This is a genomic window from Pseudomonas ficuserectae, assembly GCF_024584585.1.
GTDB lineage: Bacteria > Pseudomonadota > Gammaproteobacteria > Pseudomonadales > Pseudomonadaceae > Aquipseudomonas > Aquipseudomonas amygdali.
Window position 1 is genome coordinate 2,534,636 of sequence record NZ_CP085684.1, and the last position, 17,098, is coordinate 2,551,733.

A 17,098-nucleotide genomic window follows, 5' to 3' on the forward strand; every position below is an offset into this window, starting at 1 on the left:
GAATTCATGGCTCACCCACCACAGATCCGAATCCCCGCCACGTACATGCGCGGAGGCACCAGCAAAGGGGTATTTTTCAGGCTGAATGATCTGCCACAAGCCGCGCAAACGCCCGGTCCGGCCAGGGATGCACTGTTGCTGCGAGTCATCGGCAGCCCAGACCCCTATGAAAAGCAGATCGACGGCATGGGCGGGGCGACGTCGAGTACCAGCAAAACGGTCATTGTGTCGCGTAGTACCAAGGCCGATCACGATGTCGATTACCTCTTTGGTCAGGTGTCCATCGACAAGCCTTTCATCGACTGGAGCGGCAACTGCGGCAACCTGTCGGCGGCCGTCGGCTCGTTTGCTATTGCCAGTGGTCTGCTCGATGCTGGCCGTGTGCCGCAAAACGGCGTCGTCATCGTGCGTATCTGGCAGGCCAATATTGGCAAGACCATCATCGCCCATGTGCCGGTCAGCAACGGCGAGGTGCAGGAAACCGGCGATTTCGAACTGGACGGCGTGACTTTTCCGGCCGCAGAGGTGGCGCTGGAGTTTCTTGATCCGGCAGCGGACGAAGAGGGCGCAGGTGACTCGATGTTTCCTACCGGCAACCTGGTAGACGACCTTGAAGTGCCCGGCATCGGCACCCTGAAAGCGACCATGATCAACGCGGGTATCCCGACAATTTTCGTCAACGCCGCCGATATCGGCTACAGCGGTACCGAGTTGCAGGGCGATATCAATGGTGATCCGCAGGCGCTCGCCCGTCTGGAAACCATTCGCGCCCACGGTGCCGTGCGCATGGGCCTGATTCGTAGCATTGCTGAAGCCGCGACGCGCCAGCACACACCCAAGGTGGCTTTTGTAGCAGCGCCTGCCGATTACCTGTCATCGAGTGGCAAACCTGTTGCGGCAAAGGATATCGATCTGCTGGTGCGTGCCGTATCGATGGGCAAGTTGCATCACGCGATGATGGGCACCGCTGCCGTTGCCATCGGCACTGCCGCCGCCATTCCGGGCACGCTGGTCAGTCTGGCAGCTGGCGGACAGGCGCGCAGTGCGGTGCGCTTCGGTCATCCTTCCGGCACACTGCGAGTCGGTGCGCAGGCTGTTCAGGAAGGCGCTGACTGGAAAGTCACCAAAGCCCTCATGAGCCGCAGCGCCAGAGTGCTGATGGAGGGCTGGGTGCGAGTGCCACAGTAAAACGACTGAAACAGTCAGCTGCAAAAATCAGTTGATGCGGCTACTTTCAATGGTTATTTGAAGCGGCGCTCCACACCTTTTTCGACCAGCACCTTGGCAGAGATCTCTTCCACTGAAAAGTGCGTGGAGTTGATGTTGGGAATGTTCTCGCGGCGGAACAGGCTCTCTACCTCGCGCACTTCGAATTCACACTGCGCGTAACTGGAATAGCGGCTGTTTGGCTTGCGCTCGTGACGGATTGCGGTGAGGCGGTCCGGGTCGATGGTCAGGCCGAACAGTTTGCTGCGGTGTTCCTTGAGTGCCGCAGGCAGTTGCAGACGCTCCATGTCATCTTCGGTCAGCGGGTAGTTGGCGGCCCGGATACCGAATTGCATGGCCATGTACAGGCAGGTCGGGGTCTTGCCGCAGCGCGACACGCCAACCAGGATGATGTCGGCCTTGTCGTAATAATGCGTCCGCGCGCCGTCGTCGTTGTCCAGCGCGAAGTTGACTGCCTCGATGCGCTCCATGTAGTTGGAGTTATGCCCGATGGAGTGCGATTTGCCCACCGAATAGGAGGAGTGTGAACTAAGCTCCTGCTCCAGCGGGGCAAGGAAGGTCGAAAAGATGTCAATCATGAAGCCGTTGGACGTCGCCAGAATCTCGCGGATGTCCTGATTGACGATAGTGTCGAAGATGATCGGGCGCACATCGTCCTTGTCGGCGGCATTATTGATTTGTTGTACCATCGCCCGCGCTTTCTCGACGCTGTCGATATAGGGCCTGGTGAACTTGTTGAATGTAATGTTTTCAAATTGTGCCAACAGGCTCTGGCCCAGGGTTTCGGCGGTGATACCGGTGCCGTCCGAGATGAAGAAAGCAGATCGTTTCATTTTTGACCCAGGCCTTAAGCAGTTGACGAATTCTGGCTATCATAGGCGTGCCTGCCGGCTCTGAGGGCCTGCAGGTGCATCTTTTTTGAAGGCACGGTTTCAAGGCATGGGCTTGCGCCCGGCCCGACACGCCCGAGGTCACATAACGGTGGCTCGGGTGAATGAGCTTTTCCCAACAACAAACACAGTTAGTGGAGAGATCACCTTGGTAGAGTACGTAGTTTCCCTCGATAAGCTCGGCGTCCATGATGTAGAGCACGTGGGGGGCAAAAACTCGTCCCTCGGCGAGATGATCAGCAACCTCGCAGGTGCTGGCGTCTCAGTGCCCGGCGGCTTCGCGACTACGGCCCAGGCTTACCGTGATTTTCTTGAGCTGAGCGGTCTGAACGATCAGATCCATGCTGCGCTGGACGCGCTCGATGTCGATGACGTCAACGCCCTGGCCCGCACCGGTGCGCAGATTCGCCAGTGGATCATGGAAGCCGAGTTTCCCGAGACGCTCAACGCCCAGATTCGTACTGCATTTGCCGAGCTGTCGGCCGGCAATCCGAACCTGGCAGTGGCGGTGCGCTCTTCCGCGACCGCTGAAGACCTGCCGGATGCCTCGTTCGCAGGCCAGCAGGAAACTTTCCTGAACATTCGCGGTGTCGAGAACGTTATCCGCGCTGCCAAGGAAGTCTTCGCTTCGCTGTTCAATGACCGTGCCATTTCCTATCGCGTGCATCAGGGCTTCGACCACAAGCTGGTCGCGCTGTCGGCGGGAGTGCAGCGTATGGTGCGCTCCGAAACCGGAACGGCGGGCGTGATGTTCACTCTGGACACCGAATCCGGTTTCCGCGATGTGGTGTTCATTACCGGTGCCTACGGCCTGGGCGAGACGGTTGTGCAGGGCGCGGTCAACCCGGACGAGTTCTACGTGCATAAAGACACGCTGGCTGCCGGCCGTCCGGCGATTCTGCGTCGCAATCTGGGCAGCAAGGCCATCAAGATGATTTACGGCGAAGAAGCAAAGGCTGGTAGTTCGGTCAAGGTGATCGACGTAGAGCCTGCTGATCGTGCGCGCTTCTGCCTGACCGATGCCGAAGTCTCGGAACTGGCCAAGCAGGCAATGATCATCGAGAAGCACTACAAGTGCCCGATGGATATCGAATGGGCCAAGGACGGTGATGACGGCAAGCTGTACATCGTGCAGGCGCGTCCGGAAACCGTGAAAAGCCGCGCCTCGGCCAACGTCATGGAACGTTACCTGCTCAAGGAGACCGGCAAGGTGCTGGTCGAAGGTCGTGCCATCGGCCAGCGCATCGGCGCGGGCAAGGTGCGGATCATCAAGGACGTGTCCGAGATGGACAAGGTCCAGCCTGGTGACGTGCTGGTGTCCGACATGACCGACCCGGACTGGGAACCGGTCATGAAGCGCGCCAGCGCAATTGTTACCAACCGTGGCGGTCGTACCTGCCACGCCGCGATCATCGCGCGCGAGCTGGGCATTCCGGCAGTGGTCGGTTGTGGCAACGCCACTCAGACGCTGCAGGATGGCCAGGGTGTAACGGTTTCCTGTGCAGAAGGCGACACCGGTTACATCTTTGAAGGCGAACTGGGTTTTGACATCAAGACCAACTCGGTCGATGCGATGCCCGAGTTGCCGTTCAAGATCATGATGAACGTCGGCAACCCGGATCGTGCGTTTGATTTCGCCCAGTTGCCCAACGCCGGTGTTGGTCTTGCGCGTCTGGAGTTCATCATCAACCGCATGATCGGCGTGCATCCCAAGGCGCTGCTCAACTATTCGCTGCTGCCATCGGAAATCAAGGAAAGCGTCGACAAGCGCATCGCCGGTTACCATGACCCGGTCGGTTTCTACGTCGACAAACTGGTCGAGGGTATCAGCACCCTGGCCGCCGCATTCACGCCGAAAAAGGTCATCGTGCGCCTCTCGGACTTCAAGTCCAACGAGTACGCCAACCTGATCGGCGGCAAGCTATACGAGCCTGAAGAAGAAAACCCGATGCTGGGCTTTCGAGGTGCGTCGCGCTATATCAGCGAGAACTTCCGCGACTGTTTCGAGCTGGAGTGCCGTGCGCTCAAGCGCGTGCGCGAAGAGATGGGCCTGACCAACGTCGAGATCATGGTGCCATTCGTCCGGACTCTGGGTGAAGCGAGTCAGGTCATCGACCTGCTGGCGGCCAATGGCCTGAAACGTGGCGAAAATGGCCTGCGCATCATCATGATGTGCGAGTTGCCGTCCAATGCGATTCTGGCCGAAGAGTTCCTCGAGTATTTCGATGGTTTCTCCATCGGCTCGAACGACCTGACCCAGCTGACACTTGGCCTTGATCGCGACTCCGGCGTCATTGCTCACCTGTTCGACGAGCGTAACCCGGCGGTCAAGAAGCTGCTGTCCAATGCCATTCAGGCGTGCAACAAGGCGGGCAAGTACATCGGCATCTGCGGACAGGGTCCTTCCGATCATCCGGATCTGGCGCGCTGGCTGATGGATCAAGGGATCGAGAGCGTATCGCTCAACCCTGATTCGGTGCTGGAAACCTGGTTCTTCCTCGCCGAGGCGCAGGCACCTGTTTGAGGTGACGCGGCCTTCGTGTGACGCGAGGGTGGCCTGAACCGTCATTTGGTTCAGGTGTTTGAAAAAGGCGGTTTCTTCGGAAGCCGCCTTTTTTATGGCGTGCCGCGATAGCCCTGGAGCGCGTTGTTTCATACCGTCTGTCAAGCCAGATAAAGAGTGATATGCAAAGCAGTAGCCAGCTTTTTCCCGTTGCCTTGATCAGCGCCGAGCGTCGCGGCGACCTTGTCGAGGACGTCTACCGTCTCAAGCCTGCCAACAGCCCCGACCCCAGCGTCGAGCTGGTGGTGACCCGACTGGGGCTGGTCGATCAGCCCGACGTGCGCGGCATCCCGGTAATTCTGCTGCATGGCAGTTTTTCCAACCGGCGCTTCTGGTATTCGCCCAAAGGTATCGGTCTGGGGCCGTATCTGGCGCGTGCCGGTTATGACGTATGGATCCCGGAAATGCGCGGGCACGGTTTGTCGGCACGCAACCAGAACTACCGCGCCAATTGTGTGGCTGACTATGCCCGTTTCGACGTGCCCGCCATTGCCGCTTTTGTCTGTGAGCAAAGTGGTCAGATACCGCACTGGATGGGGCACTCGCTGGGCGGCACAACCCTGGCGGCGGCCTTGGGCGGCCAGTACCTGGGGCCGCACACTGCAGCGTCGGTGGTGCTATTCGGCAGTCAGGTCAGCCGCACGTACTGGCCGCTGAAAATTCCGCCGCTGCAATGGTCCGCGCGGCTGTTGCTCAGGTCCTTCGAACATGTTTCAGGGCCGCGTTTCAAGCGTGGGCCGGAAGACGAGCCAATAGGGCTGGTGCTGGAAAGCCTGCGCTGGCACGGGCTGTTCGGGCGTTTTGGCGAGCGCGACAACAACTGGTGGGCCGGGCTGAAGGAGGTTCAGGTGCCGGTGCTGGCCGTTGCTGCGGCTGGCGATCATCAGGACCCGGAGTGGGCCTGTCGCACGCTGTTTGATCAGATCGGCGCAGCGCAGCACAAACAGTTTCTTTGCCTGGGGCGCGAGCACGGTTTTGACGAAGACTTCGACCACGTGCGCATGCTGGTCAGCAAGGCCGCGCAGCAACAGGTCTGGCCGCGGGTCATCGAGTGGCTGAAAGGGCAGTCTGTTCCTGAACAGGTTGTAGAGTTTCAGGCGGCGGTGGGCAGTTAGCGGTTAAAGTCGCTATGGTTAGCGTCAGCCGGTCGCGCCTGATTCATCAGGCCGATCCGTACCATTCGCGAGACAGGAGTTGACCTTATGCACTACATCACCCCCGATCTGTGTGACGCCTATCCGGACCTGATTCAGGTCGTGGAGCCGATGTTCAGCAATTTTGGCGGTCGCGATTCGTTTGGCGGCCAGATCGTCACCGTTAAATGTTTCGAAGACAACTCGCTGGTCAAGGAGCAGGTCGAGCTCGACGGCAAGGGTAAGGTGTTGGTGGTCGACGGTGGTGGGTCGCTGCGTTGTGCCTTGCTCGGTGACATGCTGGCAGAGAAAGCGGCCAGAAGCGGCTGGGAAGGCATGTTGATTTACGGTTGCATCCGCGATGTTGACGTCATCGCGCAGACCGACCTGGGTGTTCAGGCGTTGGCCAGCCATCCGAAAAAAACCGAGAAACGCGGAATCGGTGACCTGAATGTGTTGGTCACCTTCGGTGGCGTGACCTTCCGTCCGGGAGAGTATCTGTATGCCGACAACAATGGCGTCATCATTTCCCCTTCACCCCTGACCATGCCGGAATAAGCGAAATATCCATGTTCGATGAAGCAAACGCGCAGTGGGGGCTGGTTCATGCCCTTGTGTTGGACGGTAAAGGTGGGGCGCGTTTCATCGCTCGAACCGAGTTGCAGGACCTTGAGCTGCAGCCGCAGGAAAGTCTGTGGCTGCATTGGGATCGCAGTCATCCGCAGACCCATACCTGGCTGCGTACCGGTAGTGGTCTGAGCGAATTTGCCTGCGACCTGTTGCTTGAAGAGAACACCCGGCCGCGCCTGCTGCCGTTGCCGGAGCAAGAGTTGCTGCTGTTTCTGCGCGGGGTGAACCTCAACCCCGGTGCCGAACCGGAAGACATGGTCTCGGTGCGCATTTTTGCTGCTGCTCAGCGGGTGATCTCGCTGCGTCTGCGTCCTCTGCGGGCCACTGAGGAACTGATCGAGATGCTGGGGCAGGGTAAAGGCCCCACGAGTGCCTCGGAGCTGATCCTGTACCTGGCGCAATACCTGACCGACAAGGTTCAGGATCTGGTCGGCGAACTCACCGAATCGGTCGATGAAGAGGAAGAAAAGACCGACGCCGACGAACGGTACAGTCCCGAGCATGGCAAGCTGCTGCATATTCGTCGACGCGCAGCCGGTCTGCGCCGGTTTCTCGGGCCGCAGCGCGATATTTATGGCCAGCTCTCGCGGATCAAACTGTCGTGGTTCGCCCATGACGACGCCGATTACTGGAATGAGCTGAACAACAGCCTGACGCGTTATCTGGAAGAACTCGAGCTGACCCGCGAGCGGGTAGGGCTGCTGCTGGAGTCCGAAGACAGGCGCTTGCGCGAGCACATGAACCGCACCATGTACCGTTTCGGGATCATTACCGGTATCTTCCTGCCCATGAGTTTTCTCACCGGTTTGCTGGGTATCAATGTCGGCGGCATACCCGGTTCTGACAGTTCATACGGCTTTCTGGTGGCGTGCTCGCTGATTGTCGCGCTGGCCGTCGGGCAGTGGTGGCTATTCAAGCGATTGCGCTGGGTATAAGCGTGGGCTTGGCCGGGTTTTTGATGGGCGTGTGTGACTTGTTGTTTTCGCGTCGCGTCTTTGACTGACATTACGTGAGGTGCCTGATGCACGATCCGTTTGAAGAATCTTTACGCGACATGCTCAATTCTTCATCTTCCAGCCGGGATGATGACGCATGTCTGGGACGCGTCCTGAAAACCGCCAATCGCCAGGTCGGTGCTGGTGTGTTGTTCGGGTTGCTGGGCCGTTGGTCAGGAGCACTGATGATCGCCGTGAACAACGGCTCTGCCCACGTCTCTCCTGTTTCTCGCCGCACCATTCCGGGTGCCCGTTCTATCGATAAGGCTGATTGAGCATGGAATTGAATCTCTGGACCCAGAGCCTTCTTGCTGCAATGACTGCATTGTGGACCAAAGTCGCAAATTTCATCCCTAACCTGTTCGGCGCGCTTGTTGTGGTGCTGCTGGGTTTTGTCGTGGCCAAACTGCTCGACGCGCTGCTTTCCAAACTGCTGGCCAAACTGGGCCTGGATCGTCTGGTCGGCGGTACAGGTCTGACCAAGATCATCGGCCGCGCCGGCGTCAAGGTGCCGATCTCAACGCTGATCGGCAAGATCGTGTATTGGTTTGTATTACTGATTTTCCTCGTTTCGGCTGCCGAATCGCTGGGGCTGCAGCGGGTTTCAGCTACGCTGGACATGTTGGCGCTGTATCTGCCCAAGGTATTTGGTGCGGCGCTGGTCTTGCTGGTCGGCGTGCTGCTGGCGCAACTGGTCAATGGGCTGGTACGCGGCGCAGCCGAAGGCGTAGGTATCGACTACTCCGCAGGCCTGGGACGAATAGCTCAAGGCCTGGTCATCATCATCAGTATTTCGGTTGCGATCAGCCAGCTTGAGGTCAAGACCGACCTGCTGAACCACGTTATTGTGATTGCCTTGATTACCGTTGGTCTGACAGTGGCGCTTGCCCTGGGCCTCGGCAGTCGGGAGATTGCCGGGCAGATCATCGCCGGAATTTATGTTCGTGAGCTGTTTCAGGTGGGCCAGCAGGTGCGGGTGGGCGATACGGAAGGTCAGATCGAGGAAATCGGTACGGTCAAGACAACGTTGCTGACAGACGAGGGGGAGCTGGTGTCGTTTTCCAACCGCATCCTTCTCGAGCAGAGAGTAAGCAGCCGTTAAGCGGCTAACCTGCTAATGTATGCCGCCAGGTTGCCGATACAGGCCGTGGCGGACACTGACCTGACTGTCGGCAAGATTTGTTTTGAATAAACCTCAACCGTTTTCGACGCGCTACGATCCCCGCGAGCTCTCTGATGAGGAGCTGGTCGCGCGCGCCCATGTTGAGCTATTCAATGTGACGCGGGCTTATGAAGAATTGATGCGTCGTTACCAGAGAACACTTTTTAACGTCTGCGCACGTTATTTAGGGAACGATCGCGATGCTGACGATGTCTGTCAGGAGGTGATGCTTAAGGTGTTGTATGGGTTGAAAAATTTTGAAGGTAAATCTAAATTTAAGACCTGGCTTTACAGCATCACCTACAATGAATGCATCACGCAGTACAGAAAGGAACGGCGTAAGCGTCGCTTGATGGACGCTTTGAGTCTGGATCCACTTGAGGAAGCGTCGGAAGAAAAGACGCCCAAACCTGAAGAGCGGGGCGGACTTGATCGCTGGCTTGTGTATGTGAACCCGATCGATCGGGAGATTCTGGTCCTGCGTTTTGTTGCAGAACTTGAATTCCAGGAGATTGCTGACATCATGCACATGGGCTTGAGCGCAACGAAAATGCGTTACAAGCGGGCTTTAGATAAATTACGAGAGAAATTTGCGGGAATCGCCGAAACTTAATATGGTGCAAATATCTCTAACAAACTGGCAAGGTCTGGTAGACTCGCCGCTGAGTTGTCCCCCTGTGTGGGACTGCTTAATAATCATCAGATGGGGATTTAACGGATGAAACTGAAAAACACCTTGGGCTTGGCCATTGGTACTATTGTTGCCGCAACTTCGTTCGGCGCTCTGGCTCAAGGCCAAGGCGCGGTCGAAATCGAAGGCTTCGCCAAGAAAGAATACTACGACAGCGATCGTAACTTCAAAAACGACGGCAACCTGTTCGGCGGCTCCGTTGGCTACTTCCTGACTGACGATGTTGAACTGCGTCTGGGCTACGACGAAGTCCACAACGTCCGTAGCGACAGTGGCAAGAACATCAAGGGCGCCAACACCGCTCTGGACGCTCTGTACCACTTCAACAACCCAGGCGACATGCTGCGTCCTTACCTGTCTGCCGGTTTCTCTGACCAAAGCATCGGTCAAGACGCTCGCAACGGCCGTGACGGTTCTACCTTCGCCAACATCGGCGGCGGCGCCAAGCTGTACTTCACTGACAACTTCTATGCCCGTGCAGGCGTTGAAGCTCAGTACAACATCGACCAAGGCAACACCGAGTGGGCGCCTAGCGTCGGTATCGGCGTAAACTTCGGCGGCGGCAGCAAGAAAGTCGAAGCAGCACCAGCTCCAGTAGCTGAAGTGTGCTCCGACAGCGACAACGACGGCGTATGCGACAACGTCGACAAGTGCCCGGACACCCCAGCCAACGTTACCGTTGACGCTGATGGCTGCCCAGCAGTTGCCGAAGTCGTTCGTGTTGAGCTGGACGTGAAGTTCGATTTCGACAAATCCGTAGTCAAGCCTAACAGCTACGGCGACATCAAGAACCTCGCTGACTTCATGCAGCAGTACCCACAGACCACCACCACTGTTGAAGGTCACACTGACTCCGTCGGTCCTGACGCTTACAACCAAAAACTGTCCGAGCGTCGTGCAAACGCCGTTAAACAGGTTCTGGTTAACCAGTACGGTGTTGGCGCTAGCCGCGTAAACTCGGTTGGTTACGGCGAATCCCGCCCAGTTGCTGACAACGCAACTGAAGCTGGCCGCGCAGTTAACCGTCGCGTAGAAGCAGAAGTAGAAGCTCAAGCTAAGTAATTAGCCGCTTGTACTGAAAAGCCCGGCTCAGGCCGGGCTTTTCTTTGCCTGCGATTTGCTCAGGCAGACGCTACTCAGGAGGCACGGTCAGCCAGCACTCAGCTGTGCGTGATCAGTCAGCGTTTCATTCAGCAGCTCATTGCTGCACGCAGCAACCGCGCCGATCACCAGAATGGCAGGGCTCTTCAGCTCGAAAGCGCTGGCGTCGCGCTGCATTGCGTTCAACGTGCTGCGGCACTCGCGCTGCCAGGGCAGCGAAGCATTCTCGATCATCGCCACCGGCATTTCGCCACTCATTCCGCCAGCCAGCAGGCTCTCGCGAATTTCCGCCAGCTTTGCCACGCCCATGTAAACCACCAGAGTAGTTCCGCCTTGTGCAAGGGCCTGCCAGTTGAGGCTGCTGTCGTCCTGGGTATGGGCAGTGACCAGTGTCACGCCACGGCTTATGCCGCGCAGGGTCAGCGAAATGCCGCATTGTGTTGCGCCGGCGAGCCCCGCCGTGATCCCGTTGACCAGTTCCACCGCGACGCCGCGTTCCTGCAACCACTGCGCCTCTTCACCGCCACGGCCAAAGATGCACGGATCGCCACCCTTGAGGCGCACAACGCATTTGCCCTGACGTACATAGCGCAGCATCAGGCGATGGATGAACGCTTGTGGCGTTGAACGGCAACCGCCGCGTTTGCCGACCGCGATCACTCGCGCATTCGGGCAGTGCTCAAGCACTGCGGTATTGACCAGATCATCTATCAGCACCACGTCGGCTTCGTGCAAGGCACGCACTGCCTTGAGGGTCAGTAGTTCCGGGTCACCGGGACCGGCACCCACCAGCCATACTTTTGCGCTCATGCTGCACTCCTCATTGGGTAACCGCCACGGTGTTGATCAGTCTTTTTATTTCAGGCACGCAGGAACCGCATTGGGTCCCGCAACCCAGTTGTGTCTTGAGTTGATTCAGGTCCAGGCCGCGCTCGATACCTTCCTTTACTGCGCTCTGGCTGACGTTCATGCAGTTGCACAAGGTCTTGTCGAAGGCCTGCGTCGAGTCTTTGCCAGGCTCGCTACTGAGCGGGGCAAGCAGCCAGCGCCGCAGCGAAGCATCAATGCGTTCTTCCAGCCATAGCGCCTGGAGCCAGTGTCGGGCAAGCGTTTCACCGGCCAGGCGGATGGCAGTAATTCGGCCGTTGTCGATACGCACCCGCTTGCCAATTGAGCGTTTGGGGTCGTCATAAGCCATGACTGGCCCTTCATCGAGGCCCAGTACCTGGTCAATGTGCTGCAGCAGCATCGGATCAGGCGCTTCGGCGCTGGCGGCGCGTATGATCAATGCAGGACGTTCGCGTCCGGCAAGGCCCATGCTCAGGTAGGTAAACACGTCGCACAGGGGACGCAGCCTTTCCATTTGCTGCTGCACATTGCCCTCGATAAGCGCGAAAAACTGCCAGGGCAGATGAGCTTTTTCGATTTTGACCCCGGAATGCTTGAGTTCCGGTTGTTTCGAGATCGGGTCGAAGGCTGGCTGAGTCAGAGCGTTTACGCCGCCCTTGAGAAACCGGTCGCCCCAGTGCATCGGCAAGAAGGCCTGACCGCAGGCAACACTGTCATCGCCGCCGACGGGCAACAACAGCTCGCCGCGTCGGCTGATCAGCTTGACCAGATCGCCAGGTTGCAGGTCATAACGTTGCATGTCTTGAGGGTTGAGGCTCAACAGCGCTTCGCTGACATGCCCGAACAGCCGCGCAGCGGTGCCGGTGCGGCTCATGCCATGCCATTGATCGCGCAGCCTGCCGGTGTTGAGTGTCAGTGGGTAGTCAGCATCGCGCAGCTCTTTGGCGGCGATGTAAGGCTCGGATAAAAACTGCGCATGGCCCGAGTCAGTGGGGAAAATACCATCGGTATACAGGCGTGGCGTGCCCACGCTTGCACCGCGAGGGAAGGGCCATTGCTGCGGGCCATGGAGGTCGATGAGCTGGCGGTCGATTCCGGACATATCCAGATCCCGTCCGGCCGTCAGGCCTTTGAACTCATCGAACAAGGCCTTGGGTGTGTGGAAATCGAACAGCGCAGGTGCATCGGGTTGCAGGCGCTTTTGCAGGCGCTGGGCGAAGTCCACAGTGATTGCCCAGTCGGAGCGCGCTTCGCCGGGGGGCGCAATGGCTTTGCGGACATTGGAGATGCGCCGCTCCGAGTTGGTCACCGTGCCTTCTTTCTCGCCCCAACTGGCGGCAGGCAGCAACAGGTCGGCATAGCGCGCTGTTTCGGTGGTCTTGAAGGCCTCCTGAAGTACCACAAACGGGCAGGTTTCCAGCGCCTGTCGGATTCTGTTCTGATCGGGCAGTGATTGTGCCGGGTTGGTACAGGCAATCCACAATGCCTTGATCGTACCGTTCTGCAGTTGTTCGAACAGTTCGATGGCCGACAAACCGGGCTTGGCGGGCAGGCTGTCGACACCCCAGTAGTGCGCAACCTGCGCACGGTGTTCGGAATTGGCTGCGTCGCGATGGCCGGGCAGCAGGTTGGACAGGCTGCCGGTTTCACGTCCGCCCATGGCATTGGGTTGGCCGGTAAGCGAAAAGGGGCCTGCACCGGGTCGGCCGATCTGCCCGGTGGCCAGGTGCAGGTTGATCAGTGCGCTGTTTTTTGCGCTTCCCGCAGTGGATTGATTCAGTCCCATGCACCACAGCGACAGAAAGCCCGGAGCTTCACCCACCCAACTGGCGCAGGTGTATAGCTGTTCCTGGGTAATGCCGCAGAGGTTTGCTACGCGTTCAGGCGGGTAATCTCGTACCAGCACTGACAGCGCTTCATAGCCCTGTGTGTGTGCGGCAATGAACTCGGGATCAATCAGGCTTTCACTGATCAGCACATGGAGGATGCCGTGAAACAGCGCAACGTCGGTGCCAGGCTGAATCGCCAGGTGCAGGTCCGCCAGTTCGCAGGTATCGGTGCGCCGTGGGTCGATGACGATGAGTTTCATCTGCGGGCGACGGCTTTTTGCTTCTTCCAGGCGACGAAACAGAATCGGGTGCGCGTAGGCCATGTTGCTGCCGACGATCATCACGCAATCGCTCAGTTCGATGTCTTCATAGCTGCAAGGCGGTGCGTCGGCGCCCAGGCTGCGCTTGTAGCCGGCCACGGCCGAAGACATGCATAGCCGTGAATTGCTGTCGATATTGTTGGTGCCGACCAGTGCACGGGCCAGCTTGTTGAACGCGTAATAGTCCTCGGTCAGCAACTGGCCGGAAATATAGAATGCGACGCTGTCGGGTCCGTGCTCGCGGATGCTGTCGGCGAAGACGTTGGCCGCGTGCTCCAGCGCGGTGTCCCAATCGGTGACGCTGCGTGCCAGGCCTTTGCTCAGGCGTAGTTCCGGATACAGTGCGCGCGCTTCGATGTCCCCGGTCAGGTGCAGGCTTGAACCTTTGCTGCACAATTTGCCGAAGTTGGCCGGGTGCTTCGGGTCGCCGCTGACGCCGAGGATATTCTGCCCGTCATGCTCGATCAGCACGCCGCAGCCAACGCCGCAATAGCAGCAGGTGGACGCGGTCACCCGAGTGGTCTGAATGGCGAGGCTGGTCATGCGCAGGCGGCCTCTGGCGCGGCGGGTTTGCCGAACATCAGGTGATTGCGTATGGCATCAATGCCCTGGCCATCACGTATCTGCTGCAAGTACCAGCTTCCGTCCGCGGTGTCGCCATAAAGGCAGGCGCCGACCAGTACGTCGTTCTTGATCACCAGCTTTTTGTAGACACCGCCGATGGGGTCCGAGAGGGTGATGCTTTCAGTGCCTTCGGCACCCAGAAAGTCCCCGGCGGAAAACAGGTCGATGCCGGTGACTTTCAGCTTGGTCGAGGTCACTGACCCCGGATAACGGGCAAAGCCCAACTGGGCAAGGTGATTGGCACACACACGGGCCTGCTCGAACAGCGGCGCCACCAGCCCGTAAGCGATGCCGCGATGGCTGACGCATTCGCCAATCGCATAGATGCGCGGGTCGTAGGTCTGCAAGGTATCGTTGACCAGAATGCCCCGGTTGCAGGGCAGACCAGCCTGTTCGGCCAATTCGGTGTTGGGGCGTATGCCTGCGGCCATGACCACCAGATCGGTGTCGATCACCTCGCCGCTTTTGAATTGCACCGCGCGTACGCGGCCCAGATCATCGCCGAGCAAGGCTTCGGTCTGTTCGTTGAGGCGAAAACCCAGGCCGCGCTTTTCCAGCGCGGCTTGCAGCATCAGCCCGCTGGTTTTGTCCAGTTGGCGCTCCAGCAGCGTCTGGCCGTTGTGAATCACAGTGACCTGCATGCCGCGCAGGCTCAGGCCGTTGGCAGCTTCGAGCCCGAGCAGGCCGCCGCCGATGACCACTGCGCGTTTGTGTGTGACGGCGGTATCGATCATCTGACGGGTGTGGCAGATGTCGCGGTAGCCGATGACGCCTTCCAGCGTATTGCCGGGAACCGGCAGAATAAAGGGTCGTGAGCCGGTGGCGATCAGCAGGCGATCGTAAGAGGCCTGGGTGCCGTCATCGGCGATTACCACGCGTTTGATGCGGTCGATCTTCACCACGCGACGGTTCAGCAACAACTGGATACCGTTGCTTTCGTACCAGGCCAGATCGTTGAGCACGATGTCTTCGAAATTCTGTTCGCCTGCCAGCACTGGGGACAGCATGATGCGGTTGTAGTTGGGGTGTGGCTCGGCACCGAAGACCGTGATGTCATACAGGTCTTCGCTCAGTTTCAGCAACTCTTCGAGTGTGCGCACGCCGGCCATGCCGTTGCCTATCATCACCAGTTTGAGTTTTTTCATCTTGCCTCCGAGTCACTGCAGCGCGTGCTCGACACGTTTCGCGCAAACAAAAAAAGGCGTCCCGCCAGTTGCCTGACGGGGACGCCTTTGTCCGGTCCCGTTCTATCGGGAGGCGCAGCCTTCATCGTTGAGGGCTACGTGTTATGAATGATCTGCACAAGACCATGCAGCGCCTGTGCCAACTCGCATTCACTTGCGTAAAGGGGATTTCGGTCGATGCCTCAGGCTATTTCTGCACTGCGTTGAGGCGTGCTGCACAGAAGCAGGGCGGTCTGGTTCAGTGATGGCTCATGAGCCAGATCACCAGCAGAAGATTGAGCAGCATCGAGATCAGTGCCAGCGTTTGCCAGACTTTGAGCGGTTCGCGTTCCAGCAACGGGCGCGGTTTTGCTACCACCGGGCGATGCTCGGCCTGCTCCATTTCCAGCAACCACTGCTCGGCGGTTTCGTAACGCTGGTGCGGGTCGGCTTGTAGTGCCTTGTCCAGACTCTGGCTCAGCCATTGCGGCAGATCCGGTCGATAACGGCTGGCGGCGATCGGCGTGCCGAAGCGGCGATGCTGAAAGGCTTCGATCTCGCCATAGGGGTAGTGGCCTGTCAGCAGGTAATACAGCGTGACGCCTGCCGCATACAGATCTTGCTGCGGATGCGGCTCAGCGCCGTTGAAGGCTTCCGGGGCGATGTAGCTCGGGGTGCCGGGCAAGTCGTCAGCGTTACCGGTTGATAGTCCCGGGCAGTAAGCCAGGCCGAAATCCAGCAGGCGCAGTTCGCCATCATCTGCCAGCAGCAGGTTTTCCGGTTTGATATCGCGATGAATGATGTTGCGCCGATGCAGCAGGCCCGCAGCGCGTAACAGTCGGGTGGCGAGGTCCTGCCATTGGGCCAGCGGCAGCGGCCCGTTGCGCGTGAAAACCTCGGCCAGTGTATTTCCGCAATACTCGCGCATCACGTAATACAGGTGCTGACGGTCTGCCAACGGATGGACCTCGGGAAAGAAGCGCCCGGCAACCCGGCGCAAAAACCACTCTTCAAGCAATAACCCCTGGCCAGCACCCGATTCGTCATGTCGGCTGGCTGGCAGGGTCTTGAGCAGCCACGGTTGGCCGTGGGTATCGGTCACCCGATAAAGGATGGACTGGCGCGACTGCGCCACGATGCTGCCAACCGTCCAGCCTTCGAAGGCCTGGCCCGCCTTGAGCGCGGGTGGCAGTGGCCATTGCTGCAATTGCAGCAGCGTGTCCCCCAGATCGTCCTCGCCCAGGCTGTCGACCTGAATCAGCAGGGCGCTGGCATTGTCCTGGCTGCCTGCCAGATGCGCCGCGCTGACCAGGGTTTTCACCGCCGAATCGAGGTTGTCCTGCTCAGTCAGAATCGAGCGGATGCTGGCATCACCAAGGGTCGCCCAGACACCGTCGCTGACCAGCAACAGCCGCTCACCTTCACACAGCTCGCCGTCCAGATAGTCCATGACCACGTATTGGTCCAGGCCCAGCGCGCGCTTGAGCACATGCTGCATGTCGGCCTGTTCCCAGACGTGGTCTTCACTGATGCGCTTTAGCGTACCGGCCTGCCAGCGATAAGCCCGGCAGTCACCGACATGGGCAAGGGTGAAGCGTCGTCCGCGCAGCACCAGAGCGCTGAGGGTAGTCAGTAAACCATTGGCCAGCAGCCAGCGATTCTGCGCCAGCAGCAAGCGGTCGAGAGACTGGGCCACGCCCCAGGTTTCCGGCGTGGCGTAATAGTCGAGCGCCAGCGCCTGTAGCGTGGACTGCGCAGCCAGTGCGCCATCGGCACACTGGCTGACGCCGTCGGCAAGGGCGAACAGATAGCCCTTGCTGGCGGCCAGTGTCGGGGCCGGAGTCACCAGGCGCAGAGCATCCTGATTTTCTGCGCGCGGACCGCTGGCGCTGAATTGAGCGAACTGCAGTTGCAGCGTCAT

Annotated in this window: 13 protein-coding genes and 1 pseudogene; 9 read left to right on the forward strand and 5 right to left on the reverse strand. The window is 59.0% G+C overall.

The genetic code is table 11. The annotated features are described in order from the left end of the window. Window positions 1-6 precede the first annotated feature (6 nt). Complete coding sequence (prpF, locus tag LJU29_RS11095) at window positions 7-1,188, forward strand: 2-methylaconitate cis-trans isomerase PrpF (RefSeq protein ID WP_257112337.1); 1,182 nt, start codon at window positions 7-9, stop codon at window positions 1,186-1,188. 53 nt (window positions 1,189-1,241) lie between these two features. Here prpF and ppsR read toward each other — a convergent pair whose 3' ends face one another. Next, the gene (gene ppsR / locus LJU29_RS11100; RefSeq protein ID WP_002553036.1) at window positions 1,242-2,060 is read right to left on the reverse strand and encodes a posphoenolpyruvate synthetase regulatory kinase/phosphorylase PpsR; all 819 of its coding nucleotides are present in this window, start codon (window positions 2,058-2,060) and stop codon (window positions 1,242-1,244) included. A gap of 205 nt (window positions 2,061-2,265) precedes the next feature. Here ppsR and ppsA point away from each other — a divergent pair, with 205 nt between their 5' ends. The 8 genes from ppsA (at window position 2,266) to LJU29_RS11140 (ending at window position 10,353) form a co-directional block, all read left to right on the forward strand. Then, a complete protein-coding gene (ppsA, locus tag LJU29_RS11105; RefSeq protein WP_257112338.1) occupies window positions 2,266-4,641 on the forward strand; it encodes a phosphoenolpyruvate synthase in 2,376 nt (791 codons plus the stop codon). A 161-nt stretch (window positions 4,642-4,802) separates the two neighbouring features. After that, window positions 4,803-5,795 (forward strand): alpha/beta fold hydrolase, encoded by a 993-nt coding sequence (locus LJU29_RS11110; protein ID WP_057454769.1) that lies wholly within the window; start codon window positions 4,803-4,805, stop codon window positions 5,793-5,795. An 87-nt stretch (window positions 5,796-5,882) separates the two neighbouring features. After that, the gene (gene rraA / locus LJU29_RS11115; protein ID WP_004659258.1) at window positions 5,883-6,371 is read left to right on the forward strand and encodes a ribonuclease E activity regulator RraA; all 489 of its coding nucleotides are present in this window, start codon (window positions 5,883-5,885) and stop codon (window positions 6,369-6,371) included. 11 nt (window positions 6,372-6,382) lie between these two features. Beyond that, the gene (gene cmaX / locus LJU29_RS11120) at window positions 6,383-7,378 is read left to right on the forward strand and encodes a divalent cation transporter CmaX (RefSeq protein WP_002553040.1); all 996 of its coding nucleotides are present in this window, start codon (window positions 6,383-6,385) and stop codon (window positions 7,376-7,378) included. An 86-nt stretch (window positions 7,379-7,464) separates the two neighbouring features. Continuing rightward, the gene (locus LJU29_RS11125; RefSeq protein ID WP_257112339.1) at window positions 7,465-7,713 is read left to right on the forward strand and encodes a CrfX protein; all 249 of its coding nucleotides are present in this window, start codon (window positions 7,465-7,467) and stop codon (window positions 7,711-7,713) included. Between the two features lie 2 nt (window positions 7,714-7,715). Beyond that, window positions 7,716-8,540: a mechanosensitive ion channel family protein gene (locus tag LJU29_RS11130; protein WP_002553042.1), complete on the forward strand. Its 825-nt coding sequence runs from the start codon at window positions 7,716-7,718 to the stop codon at window positions 8,538-8,540. An 82-nt stretch (window positions 8,541-8,622) separates the two neighbouring features. Then, a complete protein-coding gene (sigX, locus tag LJU29_RS11135; RefSeq protein ID WP_002553043.1) occupies window positions 8,623-9,213 on the forward strand; it encodes an RNA polymerase sigma factor SigX in 591 nt (196 codons plus the stop codon). Between the two features lie 105 nt (window positions 9,214-9,318). After that, entirely contained in the window at window positions 9,319-10,353 is a 1,035-nt protein-coding gene (locus LJU29_RS11140; RefSeq protein WP_002553044.1) for an OmpA family protein, read from the forward strand. A gap of 87 nt (window positions 10,354-10,440) precedes the next feature. Here LJU29_RS11140 and cobA read toward each other — a convergent pair whose 3' ends face one another. From cobA to LJU29_RS11160, 4 genes and pseudogenes are all read right to left on the reverse strand, one after another. Then, the gene (gene cobA / locus LJU29_RS11145; protein WP_257112342.1) at window positions 10,441-11,202 is read right to left on the reverse strand and encodes a uroporphyrinogen-III C-methyltransferase; all 762 of its coding nucleotides are present in this window, start codon (window positions 11,200-11,202) and stop codon (window positions 10,441-10,443) included. A gap of 10 nt (window positions 11,203-11,212) precedes the next feature. Further along, window positions 11,213-13,933, reverse strand: a complete 2,721-nt coding sequence (locus LJU29_RS11150) for a nitrate reductase (protein ID WP_057422378.1) — start codon at window positions 13,931-13,933, stop codon at window positions 11,213-11,215. 20 nt (window positions 13,934-13,953) lie between these two features. Further along, a pseudogene (locus tag LJU29_RS11155) lies at window positions 13,954-15,159 on the reverse strand (NAD(P)/FAD-dependent oxidoreductase); the annotation flags it as partial. A 277-nt stretch (window positions 15,160-15,436) separates the two neighbouring features. After that, on the reverse strand, window positions 15,437-17,098 hold the full coding sequence (locus LJU29_RS11160; RefSeq protein ID WP_054996215.1) for a bifunctional protein-serine/threonine kinase/phosphatase: 1,662 nt from the start codon (window positions 17,096-17,098) through the stop codon (window positions 15,437-15,439).

Coding starts and splice junctions, on each gene's coding strand:
- prpF (WP_257112337.1), top strand. CDS start 7: ATGGCTCACCCACCACAGATCCGAATCCCCGCCACGTACATGCGCGGA.
- LJU29_RS11160 (WP_054996215.1), bottom strand. CDS start 17,098: ATGACGCTGCAACTGCAGTTCGCTCAATTCAGCGCCAGCGGTCCGCGC.
- LJU29_RS11110 (WP_057454769.1), top strand. CDS start 4,803: ATGCAAAGCAGTAGCCAGCTTTTTCCCGTTGCCTTGATCAGCGCCGAG.
- rraA (WP_004659258.1), top strand. CDS start 5,883: ATGCACTACATCACCCCCGATCTGTGTGACGCCTATCCGGACCTGATT.
- cmaX (WP_002553040.1), top strand. CDS start 6,383: ATGTTCGATGAAGCAAACGCGCAGTGGGGGCTGGTTCATGCCCTTGTG.
- LJU29_RS11140 (WP_002553044.1), top strand. CDS start 9,319: ATGAAACTGAAAAACACCTTGGGCTTGGCCATTGGTACTATTGTTGCC.
- LJU29_RS11130 (WP_002553042.1), top strand. CDS start 7,716: ATGGAATTGAATCTCTGGACCCAGAGCCTTCTTGCTGCAATGACTGCA.
- cobA (WP_257112342.1), bottom strand. CDS start 11,202: ATGAGCGCAAAAGTATGGCTGGTGGGTGCCGGTCCCGGTGACCCGGAA.
- ppsR (WP_002553036.1), bottom strand. CDS start 2,060: ATGAAACGATCTGCTTTCTTCATCTCGGACGGCACCGGTATCACCGCC.
- LJU29_RS11150 (WP_057422378.1), bottom strand. CDS start 13,933: ATGACCAGCCTCGCCATTCAGACCACTCGGGTGACCGCGTCCACCTGC.
- LJU29_RS11125 (WP_257112339.1), top strand. CDS start 7,465: ATGCACGATCCGTTTGAAGAATCTTTACGCGACATGCTCAATTCTTCA.